We start from the raw sequence: 19,360 nt of genomic DNA on the forward strand, positions 1-19,360 counted from the left end.
CGCAACCGACCACTGAGTCGGGCTGCCGGAGGACGGGGTGGGTGGGGTGGGGAGGTCGGCATCAGGCGGCTCGGAGGGTGAGGAAGGCGCGGTTGGTGGTTCGCCAGTCCTCGGTGGGGTAGAGGTCGGCGGCCAGGGCGTGGCGGAGCAGGGCGCGGCTGCCGACTCTGGCCCAGGGCAACGGCGTGGACCGGCGGCCGGTCGAGCTGCGGAGCACGATCGGCGCGGTGTCGTCGAGATCGTCGTCCGGGTCGACCTCGACCAGGACCAGGCCGCCGGGCCGGACCAGTTCGCGGCACCGGCGGAGCAGGGCGGCCGGATCACCGCCGATGCCGATGTTCCCGTCCATCAGCAAGACGCTGCCCCAGCGACCCTCGGCGGGCAGTCGCTCGTGCACCGGCCGCCGGAGCGCGAGCGCACCGCGTGAGGTGGTGAGCGAGACCGCGCGCGGCGAGATGTCGACGCCGAGCGCCGGGACGCCGCGCTCGGCCAGTGCGGTGACGATCCGGCCGGGGCCGCAGCCGATGTCGAGGACCGGGCCTTCGCAGCGGCTGAGGGCCAGCTTGTCCACCTCGTCGGCGGGTGAGCTCCAGCGCTCCAGCTCGGACAACGACGGTACGGTCAGCCCGTCGGTGCCGATGGCAACGACATTCGCCGTGCCGCCGAGGGCCTGGTCGAACAGCAACCCCGGATGGGCCGTGTGCAGCAGCCGCCGGTACAGGCGGGAGACACGCAACGACGGGTGGGCGGCCGTGATCAGCGCGGCGTCCCGCGGAGTGTCCAGGTCGCGCAGCGTCGGCAGCAGCAGGACCCGCAGGCCGAGTGTGCGCAGCCGGCGCAACTGGTCCCGCCCGGTGTGCTCGGTCGACATCGGTACGCCGATCAGCGCGCGGCGATCCGGGAGTCGCAGCCCGAGGCACCAGTACCCGCCGTCCTCAGTCGGTCCGAGGACGGCGTCGTACCCCTGCCAGTCGAAGCTGAGGTGCTCGTCGGTGAGCTGCGGTGTGTCCATCCCGACGAGGAGCATCGGCGTTCCGTCGAAGGCGTCCTCGAAGGCGGCTGCGAGCCGCTCGTCCAGGCCGGAGCCGCGTTGCGCGACGACGTCGAAGCCGTCCAGCAGCCACGGGCCCGGACTGCCGTCGAGTGCGAGCACGCGACGGCAGGCCGGGGCGGCGCGGACCGCGTTGAGCGTGTCGGACAGCGAGGCGCGGGCGAGCGCGGCGGCCTCGCCCGGGGTGAACTCGGTCTGGAGCCGGGTCTTCACCCGCCCCGGCACCGGCTCCTTGGCGATCACGATGAGGGTCCCGGCGATCATCCGGACAGCACCTTCGACATGTCCAGGACGGCCCGGGCGGCGCCGACCGGCGTACCGGTCACCTTGGAGCGGCCGGACCGTGGCAGGTAGTCGACGTCCGCCTCCGCGATCCGCCAGCCCGCGTCGGCCGCGCGGACGACGGTCTCCAGCGGGTACCCGGACCGGCGGTCGTTCAGGTCCAGCGCGAGCAGATCGACCCGGCGCGCCGCGCGCATCGGGCCGAGGTCGCTCAGCCGGACCCCGGTACGGCGCCTGATCCGGCGGGACAACTCGGCGTTGGCCAGGCGGAGATGCCACGGCCACGCGCCTCGGGACACCGGGCGCCGACGGCCGAGCATGAGGTCGATCCGGCCGGACTGCACGGGTGCCGTGACTCGGGTGAGCTGTTGCGGATCCAGCGACGCGTCGGCGTCCATGAACGCGACGACCTCGGACTCTGCGGCTTCCAGGCCGGCGTGGCAGGCGGCGCCGTACCCGCGAACCTCGCAGGTCACGACCGTCGCGCCGGACCGCCTGGCGATCTCGGGCGAGCCGTCGGTGGATCCGTTGTCGACGACAACGGCGCGGACTCCGGCGGGCAACCTGTCAAGGATCCACGGCAACGCGCCCGCCTCGTTCAGGCAGGGCAGAATCAGATCGATCGGCACTCTTCGACCGTAGGGACGATCGGCCCCCGCGGAGCGCCGGGCACGGCTACGGATCGCTTACGGCGCGACGCGGTGCGGTGCGGGCCGCGAGTTGTGACGGGGTGAAGATCTACGCTCTAACCGTGGCTACTCGTGTGCTCGTGGTGGACGACGACCCGACCGTGTCCAACGTCGTCTCGGCGTACCTGACCAAGGCCGGGTACGACACCCGCGTGGTGGCCGACGGTGTCGCGGCAGTCGAGGCGTGGCAGCAGTGGAAGCCGTCGGTCGTCGTGCTGGACGTGATGCTGCCCGGACTGTCCGGGCTGGAGGTGCTGCGCCGGATGCGCGCAGCCGACGACGGCGCCGCGGTGATCATGCTGTCCGCCCGCGGCGAGGAGGAGGACCGGCTGGTCGGGCTGGAGGTCGGCGCCGACGACTACGTGGTCAAACCGTTCAGCCCGCGCGAGCTGACCCTGCGGGTGCAGGCGATGCTGCGGCGGGAGGAGCGGTTGGCCGGGCTCGACCTGACGCCGACGAAGATCTCGGCCGGGCCGGTGACCATCGACACCGCGGCCCGGATCGCCTACCTGGACGGCACTGAGCTGTCGTTGACGCATCGAGAGTTCGACCTGCTGACATACCTGGTGTCGCATCCGGGCAAGGCCTACACCAAGGCCGAGCTGCTGCGGCGGGTCTGGGGCTGGGACTTCGGCGACTCGTCGACGGTGACGGTGCACGTCCGGCGACTGCGGGAGAAGATCGAGTCCGACCCGTCCGATCCGAAGCTGGTGCTCACCGTGCCGCGGACCGGCTACCGCTTCATGGGTGATTCGGCATGAACAGGGACATGCTCACGATCCTGGCGCTCACCACGCTGTGGACGCTCGTGGTCGCGGCAGTCGGCGCCGCGATCCTGTGGCAGTTCCGGAGCCGCTCGCTGCGGACGACGATGATCGTCGCGGCGCTGGCGCCGATGGCGGCCGCGCTGGCCGCGGTCGTGCAGAGCGTACGGGCCATGTTCATCTCCGAGCACGACTCGTGGGTGGTGCTGTGGACGCTGGCCTTCGCTGCGCTGCTCGGGCTGGCGATGTCGGTCCTGCTCGGCCACTGGGTCAGCACCGGGTCGCGTGACGTCGGACTGCGGCTCCGTCATCTCGGTACGTCGTACGAGCCGGCCGCTGCTTCGAAAACCACGGTGCCGGCCGAGCTGGCGGCGTTGACGGACGAGCTGGAGCTGACGCGTCGCAAGCTCGCGGCCTCGAACGAGCGTGAACGGGCGCTTGAGGCGAGCCGGCGGGAGCTGGTCGCGTTCATGTCCCACGACCTGCGGACGCCGCTGGCCGGGCTGCGGGCGGTGTCCGAAGGACTTGAGGACGGCGTGATCGACGACGTACCCGGAGCACTGCGGCAGATGCGGTCGACCGTCGACCGGATGACCGGGCTCGTGGACGACCTGTTCGAGCTCTCCCGGTTGTCGACGGCGCCGCCGCCCCGGCGGCGTTCGGCCGTCTCGCTGCGGGAACTGGCGGAGGACGTCGCCGGGGAGAGCGGTGAGCGGGCCCGGGCCACGGGCGTCCGGCTCGTGGTGTCGACCCCTTCGGACGAGGACCGGCTTGCCGTCCAGGGCGATCCCGACGAGCTGACCCGCGCCGTGACCAACCTGGTCGACAACGCGATCCGCCACACCAAGCCCGAGGAAGCCGTCACCCTGGCGGTCGGCCGCGAGCCGGACGGGCGGGTCCGCCTCGCCGTCAGCGACGGCTGCGGCGGCATCCCGGCCGACGACCTGGGCCGGGTCTTCGACATCGGCTGGCGCGGTGACGCCCAGCGCACCCCAGCCGACGGCGGCGGGGGTCTCGGCCTCGCGATCGCCCGCGGGGTCGTGGAGTCGCACGACGGCACCATCGCGGTCAGCAACGTCGAAGGCGGTTGCGCGTTCCAGATCGAGCTGCCGGCTAATCCCTGAGCAGCTCGGCCAGGCCTGTCGCGAGCGTGTGCGTGGGCTTCCAGCCGAGGTCGTTGCGTAGGCGGTCCGAGGACGCGGTGATGTGCCGAACGTCGCCCAGGCGGTACTGGCCGGTGGTGACGGGACCTGGGCCGTTGTAGGCGCGGGAGAGTTCGGCAGCCAGGTCGCCGATGGTGTGCACGGTGCCGCTGCCGACGTTGTACGCCGTGACGGCCGGCTGCTGGGGGAGTGCGGCCGCGGTGGTGGTGACCGCGGTGGCGATGTCGTGGACGTGGACGAAGTCGCGGCGCTGTCTGCCATCCTCGTAGACCGTCGGGGACTCGCCGCGTTCCAGCGCCGAGCGGAAGATGGCGGCAACACCGGCGTACGGCGTGTTGCGCGGCATCCCGGGGCCGTAGACGTTGTGGAAACGCAGTGAGCTGACTCGGCTCTCGGTCTCGCGGGCCCAGGACGCGGCCAGGTGCTCGCCGTTCAGCTTGCTGGCCGCGTAGGCGTTGCGAGGATCGAGTACGGCGTCCTCCTCGACCAGGCCGGGTTGCAAAGCAGCGCCACAGCTCGGGCAGGGTGGCTCGAAATGGCCGGCGTCCAGGTCCTCGGGCCGGCGTGGTCCGGGGGCGACCCGGCCGTGGCGTTCACAGTCGTAGCGGCCCTCGCCGTACACGACCATCGAGCTGGCGTAGACGAGGTTGCCGATCCTGGCGTGGGCGAGTTGTTTGAGGAGGACCGCCGTACCGAGGCTGTTGCTGGAGACGTAGTCGTCCAGGTCGTCGAGGTCGACGCCGAGCCCGACCTTCGCGGCCAGGTGGATGACGGTGTCGATGCCGTTCTCGAGTGCGCGGGCCACGGTGTCTGCGTCACGCACGTCGCCGATGATCAGGCCGGGGTGCGGGGGAGGGGTGTATGCGTGCACGTCGGGGCGGAACGAGTCCAGGACGATGACCTCGTGGCCCTCGGCAACGAGCTGGTGGTGGACGTGGCGGCCGATGAAGCCCGCGCCGCCGGTCAGCAGGACTCTCATTCGGCGGCCGTCCCGTCCAGTGCGTGGTGGCAGCTGCAGTCGGCGTCGCCCTTGGGGAGCTGGCCGATCACGTCCGTGATGAGCTGGCGGAGTCGCTCGATGCTGCGGGTGAACTGGGCGAACACCTCGGCCTGCGTCACCCCCTCGCCGGTCGCGACTCCGGCGTCGTGGTCGGTGACGACGGCGATCGAGGTGTAGCACAGCGCGAGCTCGCGGGCGATCGACGCCTCCGGGGCGCCGGTCATGCCGACGACCGACCAGCCCTGGGACGCGTGCCACTGCGACTCCGCCCGGGTCGAGAACCGCGGCCCGTTGATCACCACCATCGTGCCCTCCGGTACGACGTTGCCGTTGGCAATCACCGTGGACCGGCCGGTCGGGCAGTAGGGATCGGCGACGGACGTGTGCACGACGGGCGCCTCGTCGTACACGGTGTGAGGGCGGCCCCAGGTGCGGTCGACGTACTGGTCGGGTACGACGAACGTGCCTGGCACGAGCTCGGGTCGCAGCGAGCCGACGGCGCACGGGCCGAGCACCTGGCGGACGCCGAGCTGACGCAGCGCCCACAGGTTGGCGCGGTAGTTGACCCGGTGCGGCGGGAACCGGTGGTCGCGGCCGTGGCGCGGGATGAACGCGACCTCGCGCCCGTTCAGGTCGCCGACCACCGGCGGCTCGCTCGGCGGGCCGAACGGGGTGTCGACCGCGACGTCGTGCGCCTCGGACAGGAACTCGTAGAAGCCGGAACCACCGATCACTCCGATATCAGGCATGGTTTCGACGCTAGTGCCGCGCGCCGGTGCGGCTACCGGATTCGGCCCGACCGTCAGCGCTCCGTAAGGGGTGATCGAATGGGCCCGTGGAACTCTCCTGGGTGCTGGTGGTGGTCGCCGCGGTGTTGCTGCTGCTCGGCGCCTACGCGAGCTGGACCGCCGGGCGGCTGGATCGGCTGCACCATCGCGTCGAAAGCTCGCGGGCCGTCCTGGAGACCGAGTTGGCCCGCCGCGCAGCGTTGGTCGCCGAACTGGCCGGCGCCGGGATCCTCGACCCTGCTTCGTCACTGTTACTGCTGGACGCGGCTCACCGGGCTCGGACCGCCTCGCCCGACGACCGCGAGCAGCGGGAGTCCGCACTCACCCGCGCGATCAATGCCACCGGCACCGATGTCGAGCCGTGGGCGGGGGAGTTGAGCCTGGCGATGCGGCGGGTCCAGTTGGCGCGCCGGTTCCACAACGACATCGTGGTGTCGACGCGGGACCTCCGCCGGCGCCGGCTCGTCAGCTGGCTGCACCTGGCCGGCCACGCCCCCATGCCCTCGACCATCGAACTGGAGGACGGCAGTTGAACCTCGAGCAGTACCGGCCTGAGCTGCTGGTGCACTGCTACCGGCTCCTCGGTTCGTACGACGACGCCGAGGAGATGGTCCAGGAGACCTTCCTCCGTGCCTGGAGGGCCCGGGAGAGTTTCGAAGGCCGCTCGTCCTTACGCACTTGGCTCTACCGCATCGCGACCAACCTCTGCATCGACGACGTACGGCGCCCGCAACGAGTCCTCCCGTACCAGCTGGAACCCGCCTCCTTCCCCGCCACCGCGCTACCCGCCCGCAACGACCTGCCGTGGCTCCAGCCCTTCCCCGACGTCGTCTTGGACCGTGCTGCCGAGCCGGACGCACTCGCCGTACGACGGGAGACCATCGAGCTCGCTTTCCTGGTCGCGATCCAGCACCTTCCACCGCGTCAACGGGCCGTCCTGATCTTCCGCGACGTCCTCGGCTGGTCCGCCCGCGAAACCGCCGACGCCGTCTCTTTGACCGTCGCTGCCGTCAACTCCGCGCTTCAACGCGCCCGGCCCGTTCTCCGCGACCACCTTCCGCCACACCGCTCCTCGTGGTCGGCTTCTTCGTCTACCGCGGTCGAGCAGCAGCTTCTCCGCAAGTACATGGCCGCCTGGGACGCGGCCGATCCTTCGGCCCTGGCCGCCCTGATGCACGAAGACATCCGCATCACCATGCCGCCGTACCCTTTCTGGTTCGAAGGCGCCGACGCCCTCAACTCCCTAGCCGCCAACCTCACCCCCACCGGCGCGGCCTACCGAGGCACCTGGCGCTTCCTCCCTACTACCCTCAACCTCCAACCGGCTCTGGCCGCCTATCTCCAGCCCCCAGGCGCCTCTCGATTTCGCCCCTTCGCTGTCGACGTCTTCCGGGTCGAGGGCGACCTGATCGCCGAGATCACCGCCTTCGAAATCACCGACTTCCGCCGCTTCGGCCTCCCAACCCGCCTGGAGAAGAAGGATGGACCCTGACGACACGCTGTGGATCGACGTGGAAAACGTCCCAGCTCGGCTTCGACGCCCTTGGCGCGGGCAGCTGGGCAGCCTTCAACGACCGGCTGTGGGACCTGCAGCACGAACCCCACGAGCCACCCGTCGCGATCGTCATCGAAGGCTTCGACCGCGTGCTCCACCGCAGCCTCCACACCTTCACGCGCTGCATCCACAACCTCGTCTCGATGACCGAATCCGTAGGCCTCGCCGACCCCCACAACGACCGCCAAGTCGAATACTTCTTCGTCGGCACGTGGAACGCCCCCGGTGAACACAACCCAACGGACGCACACCACCTTCCACCAAAGGAGCGCTGAGTGACCTACGAGGTCGAGTACCCGGTTGATCTCGACGACCTCGCGTACGAGATCGAGGCAAAGGGCTGGCTGCCGAACGTCGTCGTCCGCAGCGGCACACGCCAATGGACCCTGACGATCTACGACCCAACCCGCCTCGCTCAGGACATCACCTCCGAGCTGACCACTTCGCCGTACGCCGCCCTCCCCAACGTCCTCGTCGTCCCCCACGTGACCCGCACCGCCATCACTGCAGCCCTGAACAACCTGGCCACCTCCAACTTCACCGACCTCACCTGAAAGATCACCCGATGAACATCACGCCGTACGACCCCCAACGCGGCCAGCAATCCGCCTGGGACAACGGCTTCCCCAGGAGCTCGACTCGGCAGTCGACTTGATCCTCGAGCGGCGGGACGACTGAATCGGCTCCATTGCGAGCGTTACAGGTTTCCGGGGATTTGCAGGTTGTTGCAAGTTGGTGGCGGTGTGTAGTCGGCGGGTGTTAGGGTGCGGGTCCGCGCTGGTGGGGTCGGGGGACCCCAGGGTTCTGTTTCAGGTCATCCACGCCCAGGGGGATCTTTCGCATGCCCATGTCCAGGCTGTCTTCTCGTGCTCGTCGTCGCCGGTCTCTGGTGGCGAAGTTGGTGGCGATCGGTGTTGCGCTGGCTGTTCCGTTGGCTGGGTTCGGGCCTGCGGCGCCGGTGCAGTCGGCGGCGGCGTCCGAGCCGCCGGTGCCGCAGGCGGTGATGTCGGGGAAGGGTGAGAAGTCGGCTCCGGCGCAGCGGTTGGGTTCCGGGAAGGTGCCGGCGGTGGTCCCGCCGCGGTCGACTGCTGTGCGGCCTCCGTCGTTGCGACAGATGTTCCCGATCGAGGCGGCGAAGCCGGTGGATGCCGCGTCGGAGCAGCCGACGCCGCGATCGGTGGAGGCTTTGCCGTCGACGCGTCCGGTGACGGGCTTGGACGAGCAGTCGAGCCGGGAGGAGCCGGCGAAGCGCGATAGGTTCTCGCAGACGTTCGTGAACGCTGACAACACCGAGACGACGTTCATGTCGCCGGCGCCGTTGAACTTCCAGAAGCCGGACGGGTCGTGGGCGGAGATCAATGCGGATCTGCAGCCGCGTGACGGTGGTGGTTGGGAGACGATCTCGACGGAGATCTACTCCTGGATCGCGCCACAGGCGGATGCGGATCCGGTGGCGCGGATCGAGTTGGGTGACGGCCACGACATCGGGTGGAGTGTTTCCGGCGCGACGGGCGTGGCCGGCCAGATGTCGGGCAACAAGGTGTTGTTTCCCGGGTTCGCGGCGAATGCCGACCTGGAGCTGGAGGCACTGCCCGGCGGAATCAAGGAGACCGTCGTCCTCAACTCCGCCGCGGCGGGGCGGTCGTACGTCTTCCCGCTGAGTCTGTCGAACCTGACGGCGTCGCTGGTCGGCCGTGAGGTGGTCCTGAGCGACCAGAAGGGCGTCGAGCGGGCCCGGATTCCGGCCGGCACGATGGAGGACTCCAACACCGAGACCGGTCGGGTGACCTCGGATGCGGTGACGTACGAGCTGGTGACGGTGGATGGCCGTCAGGCGTTGAAGGTGACTGCGGACAGTGCCTGGCTCGACGACCCGGCGCGAGTGTTCCCGGTGCGGATCGACCCGACAGTGATTCCGACGGATCGGTTGACGCCGAACTATGCCGTCAGTGCGGGTGTGAACGGTGCGGTAAGCGGCGCGTCTGATCTGCAGATCGGCTGCCGTCCGTCGGGGTCGAATCTGAACTGTTCGTCGACGTCGGGCTGGAACGCGTTCACGTCTCTGATGTACTTCCCGAATCTGGTCGACGCGTTCCGGTACGACACGATCACTGCGGCGCAGTTGGAGGTGTACAACTACCAGGCAGACACCTGTTCGTCGCGCGGTGTGGATGTGTACGGCGTGATGGAGGGCTGGCAGAACAAGCCGTTGGCGGACGTGAAGTACCCGGGTCCGCAGGTGACGCCGTCGGTTGTCGCGGCGAAGAGCTTCTCGCGTGGCTACGTGTCGGGCTCGACGGGTACTACGGCGTGTGCGCCGAGGTACGACGCGATTCCTTTCAACGGGGCGGGTGTGTCGTGGCTGCAGAGCCTGGTGGACGGTAAGCGGTCGAACTTCGGGTTCGCGATGTCCGCGAACCAGCGGACGGACCGGTTGTCGTGGAAGAAGTTCGCTGGGATCAACACGGCGAACCCGCCGAGGCTGGCGGTGACGCACTCGCCGTACCACGCGTCGTACGCGTTCAGGAAGCAGAACCCGGCGGACTACGTCACTCAGGACAAGGCCGGCAAGTTCCCGATGACGATCACGAATCTCGGTGGGTTCACCTGGCAGCCGGGTGACGACTACATGAGCTACCGGGTGTTCAAGAACGGTCAGTTGGTGAACACCCCGGCGATGACGACACCGGTCACGACGTCTGTGCCGCACGGCGGCGAGATCAACCTGGATGTCGCGGTCGGGGCACTTCCCGGGACTGCTGCGGGGATCGATTACCAGATCGAATTCTCGATGGTGCATCGCGACACGACGATCCATCGCTGGTACACCGACTGGGGCGTCGAACCGGCGGCGCGGTTGATCACGGTGCAGAACGTGGCTCCGGTGGTGGACCCGTCGAAGGTGTGGCCGCTGAACGGTGCCCAGACGTACACGCTGACCCCGCAGGTGTGGGCGAGCGGGATCGACCCCGATGCACCGGAGAGCTCGCTCAAGTACGCGTTCCGGGTGTGCGAGGTGGTCGGGAGCGATCCTCATGTGGGCTGCTTCTTCAGTGGCACCTACACGTCGTCGAAGACGTGGGTGGTGCCGGCCGGGAAGCTGGCCTGGAACCGTGAGTACCAGTGGGAGATCTACGTCCAGGACAACGACGGTGAGCACACGATCGGGGCGCCGATCACGATGTTCACCGATGTTCCGCAGCCGGCGATCACCTCGCACATCGCGAACAACGACGGGAAGTCGCAGGACAAGCCGTACGACCCAGCGGTCGGCAACTTCACCACGTCCGCGCTGGACATCGTCGTGCCTGTCGCCGGCCCGGAGCTGAACGTGTCGCGCACGTACAACAGCCTCGACCCGCGGCGCGACGGATTGTTCGGTGCGGGGTGGTCGAGCCGCTACGACATGCGGCTGGTTATCGAGAACGACGGCAGCGCGCTGGTCACCTATCCGGACGGCCGGCAGGTGCGGTTCGGGAAGAACGCCGACGGCACGTTCGCCTCGCCGCGCGGTTCCAAGGCGGTGCTGACTGCGGCTTCGGGGACCGGGCCGTGGACGTTGCAGATCGTGCCGGGGACGAAGTACGAGTTCGCCCTAGGGGCCGGCAAGCTGAGCAAGATCCACAGCACACTGGGCAAGCCGCTCGCGCTGACCTACCGGGCGGACGGCACGCTCGAGTCGGCGGCGAGCCAGGATGGCGCGGGTCGCAAACTGACGTTTACCTGGACGGCCGACAACAAGCATGTCGCGTCGGTCAGCACCCAGCCGGTGAACGGCAGCCCGCTGACCTGGACGTACGAATACACCGGTGACGTGTTGACCAAGTCGTGCAACGCCGAGCAGAAGTGCACGACGTACGCCGTGGCGCAGGGCTCGCACTACCGCAGTGCCGTGCTGGACAGCCGACCGGACGGCTACTTCCGCTTGTCCGACGACGGCAGCGACAACTCGGCGACCAACGAAATCGACATCACGCTGAACGACGGGTTCGGAACCTACACCGGGGTCACGTTCGACCAGGACAGCCCACTGGCCGGAGCGGGTGACGCGGACAAGTCGGTCAAGTTCACCGGCACGTCGCGCGTCGGGCTGCCGAACGGTCTCGCGACCCGCAGCCGCGACGAAGCAGTCGAGCTCTGGTTCAAGACCAGCGGCACCACGGGCCAGCCGCTGCTCGGCTACCAGAAGGCCGCCTTCGGCTCCACGACGACCGGTGGGATGCCGGTGCTGTACGTCGGCAGCGATGGCAAGCTGCGTGGTCAGTTCTGGCATGGGTCGGTCGAACCAATGACGTCGGCGGCGACTGTCAACGACAACCAGTGGCATCACGTCGTACTCACTTCGATGGGGACGCGGCAGTCGCTGTACCTGGACGGTGTCGCGATCGGCACGATCACGCAGAGCGTGGTCGACCACGCCCAGTTCCCGGTGAACCAGATCGGTGCTGCGGTCGCGGCCGCGCCCAGTGCGTGGCCGTCGTACGGCACTGAGACGGCGAAGTACTTCAACGGGCAGATCGATGAGGTCGCGCTGTACTCGCATCCGCTCACCACCAAAGACGTAGCCACCCACTGGCAGCAGGGCCGCAACCCGGCCGATCAGCTGACTTCGATCACGTCGGCCGGCGGCCGCGCCACTGCCGAGGTCGAGTACGACCCGGCCAAGGACCGGGTCCGGCGGTACGTGGATGACAACGGCGGTGACTGGACGATCGGCGACCCCCAGGTGATCGGCAACGCCGGCACGGACCAGCGCCGCCTCGTCAAGGTCACTGGTCCCGACAGCATCTCGTACATGTACGAGTACGACGCGGTTGCCGGTTGGCTGCTGCGGACCGGACGGCCGGAGGGTACCGACACCCACAAGCCGTGGACGGCCGACACCTCGCCGCAGTGGCCGGAGAGCGGCTACAGCATTCGCAGCTACACCTATGACAAGACCGGCAAGCTGACCGACGTCACCGGCGAGATGGGCGGCAAGGTCACCATGACCTACGACGCCCGCGGCAACGTCTCGTCGACGAAGACCTGTCGTGTCGCCGGTGCCGGTACGGCGCCGCCGACGGACTGCAAGACCGAGTACACGGCGTATCACGCCAACGAGGCGTGGCCGGCGCTGGATCCCCGTTGGGACAAGCTGCTGGCGTTCCGCGACGGCCGGTCGTCGAGCGCGACCGACGACACCTACAAACGCAACCAGAACCTGACCGTCAATGGTGACGTCGCCAGCGAGTTCACCCCCGATGGCGGGCTCAAGACCTATTCGTACACCGACGGCGTCCAGACCGGTCCGGACGGCAAGCCGATGCCGCCAGGGCTGCTGAAGACCTCGACGGTCAAGCTGAACGCGACGACCACGGCGCAGACGCGGTACCTGTACGACGAGCACGGCCAACTGGTGCAACTGACGGCGCCGTCGGGCCTGGTGACCAAGTACACGTACGACGAGATCGGGCGGAAGAAGACCGAGACGCAGATCTCCGACACGTACCCAGGCGGCGTCACCACGACCTACGACTACGACAAGATGTCGCGGATCACCGCCGTCACCGGCCCGGTGACAACCGACGCAGTCACCGGCGAGCAGCACCAGCAGAAGGCCGAGCTCGAGTACGACGCCGACGGCAACGTGATCAAGACGACCGCGCGGGACCTGAAGACGACGGACGAGCCACGGGTCGCGACGACGGAGTACGACGACCGCGACCGGCCGGTCCGCACGGTCGATGCCGACGGCAAGCTGACCCAGCAGGGGTACGACGCGGCCGGCAACCGGACCTGGTCCGAGGACGCGAACGGGAACCGGTTCGAGTACAGGTACTCGGATCTCAACATGTTGACCGAGGTCTGGGACATGAACCTCCCTGTGGACCCGGACAACCCGCCGTCCGGCGAGCCACGAGAAGGGGTCGACTACGCCATACGGTCCAAGACCACCTACGACGAGGCCGGGCGCAAGGCTGCCGAGGTGGACGCGATGGGTCGCGTCGTCACCTACGAGTACAACCTCGACGACAGCCTGAAGAAGCAGATCCTCCAGGACTTCCACGACCCGGACGGCTCCACGCGCGACTACGTGCTGGAGGAGAACACCTACGACGGGGCCGGGAGCCGGATCAGGTCTGTCACCGACAACGGCATCTCCGTCACGGACTACACCTTCGACAAGGTGGGTCGGGTTGCGACCGAGACCGCGGATCCGGACGGTATGAAGCGCCGGATGACGTACACCCACGACTTGGCCGGGAACATCACGCGCGAGGAGAGCTCGGGGGCGGGCTCGAGCGCCGGGCAGGCGGTTCCGAGCACGGTAACCGATGTCACCAGCTATCTGTACGACGTGGCCGGTCGGCGGATCTCGCAGACCGTCGAGAACACAGGTGGTGCGTTGCTGACAACCTCCTGGACCTTCGACCAACGCGGCCTGGAGACGTCGATGACCACGCCGCGCGGGAACGTGGCCGGCGCGGTCAAGGCCGACTTCACGACGACCTTCACCAACGACGAGCTCGGGCGGAAGGTGAAGACGGTCGCTCCCAAGGTGCAGGCCGAGTCCAGCGGCGACGCTCCGGCCGATGTGCAGCCGACCGTGCTGACGGGATATGGCGCGTTCGGTCAGGCGACGTCATCGAAGGATGCCCTGGGCAACATCGTCAAGTCGACGTTCGACAAGCTCGGCCGGGCGGTCGAGGTGACGGCGCCGTCGTACACACCGCCGGGAGGCGCGGCGATCACGCCGAAGTCGACCTTCGAGTACGACGCGGTCGGCAACCTGCTCGCGCAGATCGACGAGCGTGGGAACACGAGCCGCTTCACCTACGACCACTTGAACCGGCAGGTCCAGGTCGACGTACCTGGCAAGACCAACGACGAGCGTGCGGTCACCAAGCTCACCTACACCCCGAACGGTCAGATCGCGTCGACGACGGACCCGCTGGGTGCGGTGAAGAAGTTCACCTACGACGACCTCGACCGGATGGTCACCTCCACCGAGGTGGAGCGGAAGCCGACTGCGGGGAACTTCGTGACCCGAATGACGTACGACGACATGGACAACCTCGTGAAGGTGCAGTCGCCTTCTGGGGCTGGCTCGATCACCATTCACGACATCCTGGGTCAGCCGCTCTCAGTCAGCGACCCGAACGGCGTGCTGACCAAGTTCGCCTACGACTACGCCGGCCGGCAGGTGCAGACCACCGACAACATGGGCCGTACCAGCGTCGCGACCTATGACCGAGCAGGGCAGTTGGTCGCGTCCAAGCTGCTGAACTCGTCCGGCGTGGCGCTCGGCACGACCGTGCTCGGCTACGACGCCGACGGAAACCTCACGTCGTCCACACCCGCATCGGGCAACCGGGCGACGACGTACACCTATGACGCGCTCGGCCGGATGAAGTCGCAGGTCGACCCGGTGAACGCAACCGAGTCCATCACCATCGGGTACGGGTACGACGCGGCCGGGAACCGGACCCGCTACACCGACGGCCGCGGCAACTCGACCGTCTACACGGTCAACACGCTCGGGCTGCCGGAGAAGGTGATCGAACCCTCGACCACCGCCCACCCAGCTGTGGCCGACCGGACCTGGACCGCGTCCTACGACGCAGCCGGAAACCCGGTGTCGCTGCTGTCACCTGGTGGGGTCCAGCGGACCCGCACCTTCGATGCGGCCGGGCGCCTCGCGAAGGAAGAGGGCACCGGCGCGGAAGGCTCGACTGCGACCCGTGACCTGACCTATGACCTCGTCGGACGCGTGGCGACAACCAGTTCTCTGGACGGCGTCAACACCTACACCTACAACGACCGCGGCATGCTGCTGCGCGCTGACGGCCCCTCCGGTACGTCGACGCACGGCTACGACGCCGACGGACTGCTGACCCAGCGGATCGACGCCGCCGGGACCGCCGACTTCACCTACATCCAGGGCCGCGCGGCCACCGTCACCGATCCTGTAACTCGGGCACTGCAAACCCTGGGATACAACCCTGATGGACAACTGACAACGATCGACTACGGCTCTGGTCGGGTGCGGACGCTCGGCTATGACGCCTACGGGCGGTTGAACTCCGACGTGCTGAAGGCGGGATCGACGTCGGTGTCGTCGATCACCTACGGGTACGACGCCGACAACAACATCACCTCGAAGAACACCACCGGCGTAGCCGGCGCCGGCAACAACACCTACGCCTACGACCAACTCGGCCGCCTCACGTCCTGGACGAAGGGATCAACCACCACCGAATACGGGTGGGACGCCGCCTCCAACCGGATCAAGGCCGGCACGAAGCTTGCGTCGTACGACGAACGCAACCGGCTCCTGAACGACGGCACCTCGACCTACACCTACTCGCCGCGCGGCGCGTTGCTGTCCAAGGTCACCGGGACGACGACGGAGGCGTTCACCTTCGACGCGTTCGACCGGATGATCCGCACCGCCGACCGCGACTTCACCTACGATGCCCTCGACCGTCCCGTCCAGGCAGGCACGGCGCGGATGCGGTACGACGGCTTCAGCGACGAGGTCGTCTCCGACGGCACCCAGTTCTTGGGCCGCTCGGCGACCGACGGGCTCCTGTCGGTCGGCTACGAGACGACCAAGCGCCTGGTCCTGTCCGACCGCCACGGCGACGTCATCGCCGGCTTCGACCCCGCCGACACCGCCCTCGCGGCAGGCCTGCCCGACACCCGCACCTACGACCCCTTCGGCAACTCCACCAACGCCACCGGCCTCAAGTACCGAGTCGGCTACCAAGGCGACTGGACCGACCCCCGCTCCGGCGACGTCAACCAAGGCGCCCGCTGGTACAACCCCACCTCCGGCACCTTCAACTCCCGAGACAGCATCAGCCACACCCCCGGCACAGCCTCCTCCGTCCTCAACCTCTACGCCTACGGCGCCGGCAACCCCATCACCCGCTTCGACCCCGACGGCCACCGATCCGTCGACCCGGAGACCGGCGGCACGCTCAAGAAGCGCTGCTACTGGAAGGAGATGGACGGACTGGTATGGGTCTGTGAAGTCACCGGCGAGGTCTCGGGTGGCGACTGCAAGGCTCTTGGAACCTGCCAACCTGACGACGGGTGCAAGAAGAACTGCGGCACCGGCACCGGCACCGGCACCGGTGACGGTGGTGGCGGGTGCAAGAAGAAAGGCGGCTGCGGCGGTGATGGCGGCAGCGGCGATGGCGGCGATGGCGGTGGTGGCTGCAAGACCACCAAGTGCGGCAAGCCGAAGCCTCCGGTGGTCTGCGATCCGGAATGCCAACTCAAGAAAAAGACCATCGAGGAACGCGAGGAGATCGAGCGCGACGCCAAGACCGTCCCCCAGCCCCCACCAGGCGACCCGGTCTGCACCAACGGCAACCCATCCCTGTGCCCCGTCGAACCCATCCAGCCAGCCACCGTCGTAGGCGCCCAAGACGACCTAACCGACGAAACCAGCAACTGGTCCGACCAACAACACCAAAACGCCCTCAACCAAACCGGCTCCGTCGTAGCCAGCATCGGCACCACCAGCAGTTACAGCTGGCTCAGCTCCTTTCAACTGCCAGACCTCATTCCCCCCTGCCGATGCGGTGGAGGCCCGGGTGGCGGATTCGGCCGCGGCGGCGCCGGCGGCGCCGGGGCAGCCGCCGGTGCCGGAGGAATCTCGATCTCACCGCCGGTCGCTGCAATCCTCGGCGGGTTCCTGGGCCTCGCCTGGGCGCTGTCGAAGGACCAAACAGGCGACAACACATCCTCCTCCAGCGGTAGCGGCACGGGGGCGGGCGCGGCTGCGCAACCGCCGGAGGACGGTGAGAAGGATGCGAGATCGAGGGCGAACTACGACTCGAACGGTGACCCAGTCGATGGTGCGACGATCTCAACAGATGACGCACTCGGGGCTGCAGAGCGGTGGCTGGGCCCTGGCTACACTGAGCCTATTAAGGGCAGCGGCCGTTTCGTGTCAAAGGATGGCACACGCGTTGCCCGTCTCGGCGATAGCGACATCCTTGGCAGGCATGGCGGTGGTCCGCACATAAACCTCGAAAGATTAGGGCCGAATCCAGCCAAGCCAGGCAGGATGAAAGTCGTAGAGAATCGCCACGTCTATCTCAAGTGAATGCATGGTGACGGTCGGATGAAGATAGTTATGAATGTCCCGGAGTTTGATCCGCAGCGAGGGCTGCGCTTCGAATGGGAGGATGGCTTCGAGATCGGGGTCGAGGTGGTCGACGCCGAGGTTCGGCTGGTGGCCAATCGGGCCGGGCTGGTCTCGCTCGCTCGCCATCTGCTGACGTTGGCTCAGGATGGTGTGCCGAGTGGGCGCCATATGCACCTCGTTGCGGATCAAGAGCTCGAATCGTCAGTGGACTTAATTATCGAGCGCCGAGACGGCTGGTCGTAGTGCGCCGCATTCTGGTGGTCTCACTTCGCATCGGCGTAGGTTTTGACGGTGGCGGTGGTGAAGGCGAAGTGGGTGGGGGTGGGGCCGAAGGTTAGGGTGCCGGCGAGGTTGCTGGCGGATTGGATGGCTTCGGCTACGGCGGGGGCCTCTTCGGTGGGGGTGTGGACTATTACCTCGTCGTGTTGGAAGAAGACGAGTTCGGCTTTCATGGTGGCGAGGGACTGGCGGAGGGCGGCCAGGAGCAGGAGGGCCCAGTCGGCGGCGGAGCCTTGGACTACGAAGTTTCGGGTGAAGCGGCCGCGGGCTCTCGCGTGGCGGGCGTCAGTGGGTTGGTCGTCGACGCCGGGGCCTTCGAGGAGGGCTGCGTCCAGGGGTGTGCCGGCGGGTGGGCAGGTGCGGCCGAGCCAGGTGCGGACCAGGCGGCCTTCTTCGCCGGCGCGGGCGGCGTCGTCGACGTACGCGACGGCCTGCGGGAATCGCTTGCGGAGCATGGCGAGGTTCTTCAGCCCGTCGCCGGACGTCTGGCCGTAGATGGCGCCGAGTACGGCGAGTTTCGCCTTCGCGCGGTCACCGGAGAACGCGGCGTCCGACACGGATTTGTAGAGGTCGCCCGGAGAGCTCGCGACCTCCATCAGGGCCGGGTCGCGGGAGATCGCGGCGAGGATGCGCGGCTCGAGTTGGGAGGCGTCGGCGACGACTAGGCGCCAGCCGGGGTCGGCGACCACCGCGCGGCGGATGACCTTCGGGATCTGCAGACCGCCGCCGCCGTTCGTGACCCAGCGACCGGACACCGTCCCACCCGGAAGGAACCCGGGCCGGAACCGCCCGTCGTGCACCCAGTCCTGCAGCCAGGTCCAGCCGTTCGCGGTATAGATCCGGTAGAGCTTCTTGTACTCGATCAGCGGCGCGACCGCCGGATGGTCGATCGTCTCCAGCTCCCACCGCCGCGTCGACTTCAACTGATACCCGGCTGACTTGAAAGCCTTCAGTACGTCGGCCGGCAAGTCGGGCCGCACTCGCCGGCCAAAGGCAGCCGACACCTCGTCCGCGAGCTCGGTCAACCGCCGCGGCTCCCCGGTCCCGCCGAACCGTTCGCCGAGCAGCTCGGTCAGCAAGGCGCGATGCGCGTCGGCGCTCCACGGCAACCCGGCGCGGTCCATCTCGGCCGCGACCAGCATGCCGGACGATTCCGATGCCGTGAGCAACCGCATGCGGTCCGGGTGCTCGGAGTCCCCATGTCGCCGCAGCTGGTCGGCGTACACCTGCAGCAGCGCCTCGAAGGGGACCGGCTCCGCAGCGATCTCGAACAGCGACGACTGCTCACCCGGTACGACGGGGCGCAGCGGCGGATCGGGTGGGACGGGCCGACCGGACAACCGCGCCCACGCCGCGGCCGCTGATCGCGGTTCGCCCAGGCGGCCCTCGTGGCCGAGGAGGAGGCCTTCGCTGTTCTCGATGTCGTAGCAGCGTTCCACTCGTACGCCGGCCGAGAGCAGGCGTGGATAGATGTCTGAGGTGGCCCGCCACACCCATCGCGTCACTTGCGGACGGGAGGCGACGGCCGCCACGAGGTCGGGCTCGTGGTGGACGGGGTCGACGGGGTGGCCGTCGGGGCGCAGGGCGACGAGGACTGCCCCGCCACCCTCCTCCGGCGCAATCGCCCACCGCTCGTCCACCCGCA

General features: G+C 68.2%; 13 protein-coding genes. 7 read left to right on the top strand and 6 right to left on the bottom strand.

Annotated features, from left to right (window positions below; translation table 11 throughout):
* Positions 1–61: 61 nt before the first annotated feature.
* Together AB0H36_RS28835 and AB0H36_RS28840 are read right to left on the bottom strand one after the other, a co-directional pair.
* Complete coding sequence (locus AB0H36_RS28835; RefSeq protein ID WP_360530146.1) at positions 62–1,315, bottom strand: DUF2064 domain-containing protein; 1,254 nt, start codon at positions 1,313–1,315, stop codon at positions 62–64.
* Positions 1,312–1,962 (bottom strand): glycosyltransferase family 2 protein, encoded by a 651-nt coding sequence (locus tag AB0H36_RS28840; RefSeq protein ID WP_360530149.1) that lies wholly within the window; start codon positions 1,960–1,962, stop codon positions 1,312–1,314. The genes AB0H36_RS28835 and AB0H36_RS28840 overlap by 4 nt, the downstream gene beginning before the upstream one ends.
* Before the next feature lie 122 nt (positions 1,963–2,084).
* Between AB0H36_RS28840 and AB0H36_RS28845 the strand changes: the two genes are divergently transcribed.
* Together AB0H36_RS28845 and AB0H36_RS28850 are read left to right on the top strand one after the other, a co-directional pair.
* Positions 2,085–2,783, top strand: coding sequence for a response regulator transcription factor (locus AB0H36_RS28845; RefSeq protein ID WP_360530152.1), 699 nt, complete (start codon positions 2,085–2,087; stop codon positions 2,781–2,783).
* Positions 2,780–3,910, top strand: coding sequence for a HAMP domain-containing sensor histidine kinase (locus AB0H36_RS28850; protein WP_360530155.1), 1,131 nt, complete (start codon positions 2,780–2,782; stop codon positions 3,908–3,910). Before AB0H36_RS28845 ends, AB0H36_RS28850 begins: the two co-directional genes overlap by 4 nt.
* Here AB0H36_RS28850 and AB0H36_RS28855 read toward each other — a convergent pair.
* Both AB0H36_RS28855 and AB0H36_RS28860 read right to left on the bottom strand, forming a co-directional pair.
* A complete protein-coding gene (locus tag AB0H36_RS28855; protein WP_360530158.1) occupies positions 3,900–4,928 on the bottom strand; it encodes an NAD-dependent epimerase/dehydratase family protein in 1,029 nt (342 codons plus the stop codon). The genes AB0H36_RS28850 and AB0H36_RS28855 overlap by 11 nt on opposite strands.
* On the bottom strand, positions 4,925–5,698 hold the full coding sequence (locus tag AB0H36_RS28860; RefSeq protein WP_360530161.1) for an S-methyl-5'-thioadenosine phosphorylase: 774 nt from the start codon (positions 5,696–5,698) through the stop codon (positions 4,925–4,927). Before AB0H36_RS28860 ends, AB0H36_RS28855 begins: the two co-directional genes overlap by 4 nt.
* Positions 5,699–5,784: 86 nt before the next feature.
* Between AB0H36_RS28860 and AB0H36_RS28865 the strand changes: the two genes are divergently transcribed.
* From AB0H36_RS28865 to AB0H36_RS28875, 3 genes are all read left to right on the top strand, one after another.
* Entirely contained in the window at positions 5,785–6,270 is a 486-nt protein-coding gene (locus AB0H36_RS28865) for a hypothetical protein (protein WP_360530164.1), read from the top strand.
* Positions 6,267–7,229, top strand: coding sequence for an RNA polymerase subunit sigma-70 (locus AB0H36_RS28870; RefSeq protein WP_360530166.1), 963 nt, complete (start codon positions 6,267–6,269; stop codon positions 7,227–7,229). Before AB0H36_RS28865 ends, AB0H36_RS28870 begins: the two co-directional genes overlap by 4 nt.
* 338 nt (positions 7,230–7,567) lie before the next feature.
* Positions 7,568–7,846: a hypothetical protein gene (locus AB0H36_RS28875; RefSeq protein WP_360530169.1), complete on the top strand. Its 279-nt coding sequence runs from the start codon at positions 7,568–7,570 to the stop codon at positions 7,844–7,846.
* Positions 7,847–8,051: 205 nt separating this feature from the next.
* On the opposite strand, the gene AB0H36_RS28880 is transcribed toward AB0H36_RS28875, so the two are convergent.
* On the bottom strand, positions 8,052–8,597 hold the full coding sequence (locus AB0H36_RS28880) for a hypothetical protein (protein WP_360530172.1): 546 nt from the start codon (positions 8,595–8,597) through the stop codon (positions 8,052–8,054).
* Between AB0H36_RS28880 and AB0H36_RS28885 the strand changes: the two genes are divergently transcribed.
* Both AB0H36_RS28885 and AB0H36_RS28890 read left to right on the top strand, forming a co-directional pair.
* Positions 8,566–17,394: a LamG-like jellyroll fold domain-containing protein gene (locus AB0H36_RS28885; RefSeq protein WP_360530174.1), complete on the top strand. Its 8,829-nt coding sequence runs from the start codon at positions 8,566–8,568 to the stop codon at positions 17,392–17,394. The two genes, AB0H36_RS28880 and AB0H36_RS28885, sit on opposite strands and share 32 nt — an antisense overlap.
* A 30-nt stretch (positions 17,395–17,424) precedes the next feature.
* The gene (locus AB0H36_RS28890; RefSeq protein WP_360530177.1) at positions 17,425–17,679 is read left to right on the top strand and encodes a hypothetical protein; all 255 of its coding nucleotides are present in this window, start codon (positions 17,425–17,427) and stop codon (positions 17,677–17,679) included.
* Positions 17,680–17,699: 20 nt separating this feature from the next.
* Here the strand turns inward: AB0H36_RS28890 and AB0H36_RS28895 are convergent, their stop codons facing one another.
* Positions 17,700–19,355: a bifunctional 3'-5' exonuclease/DNA polymerase gene (locus tag AB0H36_RS28895; RefSeq protein WP_360530180.1), complete on the bottom strand. Its 1,656-nt coding sequence runs from the start codon at positions 19,353–19,355 to the stop codon at positions 17,700–17,702.
* Positions 19,356–19,360: the final 5 nt, after the last annotated feature.

The sequence above is a fragment of the Kribbella sp. NPDC050820 genome (genome assembly GCF_040653975.1).
Classification (GTDB): domain Bacteria; phylum Actinomycetota; class Actinomycetes; order Propionibacteriales; family Kribbellaceae; genus Kribbella.

Excerpts from the sequence above, each read along its gene's own strand:
- AB0H36_RS28835 (WP_360530146.1), bottom strand. The coding sequence starts at position 1,315 with ATGATCGCCGGGACCCTCATCGTGATCGCCAAGGAGCCGGTGCCGGGG.
- AB0H36_RS28850 (WP_360530155.1), top strand. The coding sequence starts at position 2,780 with ATGAACAGGGACATGCTCACGATCCTGGCGCTCACCACGCTGTGGACG.
- AB0H36_RS28855 (WP_360530158.1), bottom strand. The coding sequence starts at position 4,928 with ATGAGAGTCCTGCTGACCGGCGGCGCGGGCTTCATCGGCCGCCACGTC.
- AB0H36_RS28860 (WP_360530161.1), bottom strand. The coding sequence starts at position 5,698 with ATGCCTGATATCGGAGTGATCGGTGGTTCCGGCTTCTACGAGTTCCTG.
- AB0H36_RS28890 (WP_360530177.1), top strand. The coding sequence starts at position 17,425 with ATGAATGTCCCGGAGTTTGATCCGCAGCGAGGGCTGCGCTTCGAATGG.
- AB0H36_RS28880 (WP_360530172.1), bottom strand. The coding sequence starts at position 8,597 with ATGAACGTCGTCTCGGTGTTGTCAGCGTTCACGAACGTCTGCGAGAAC.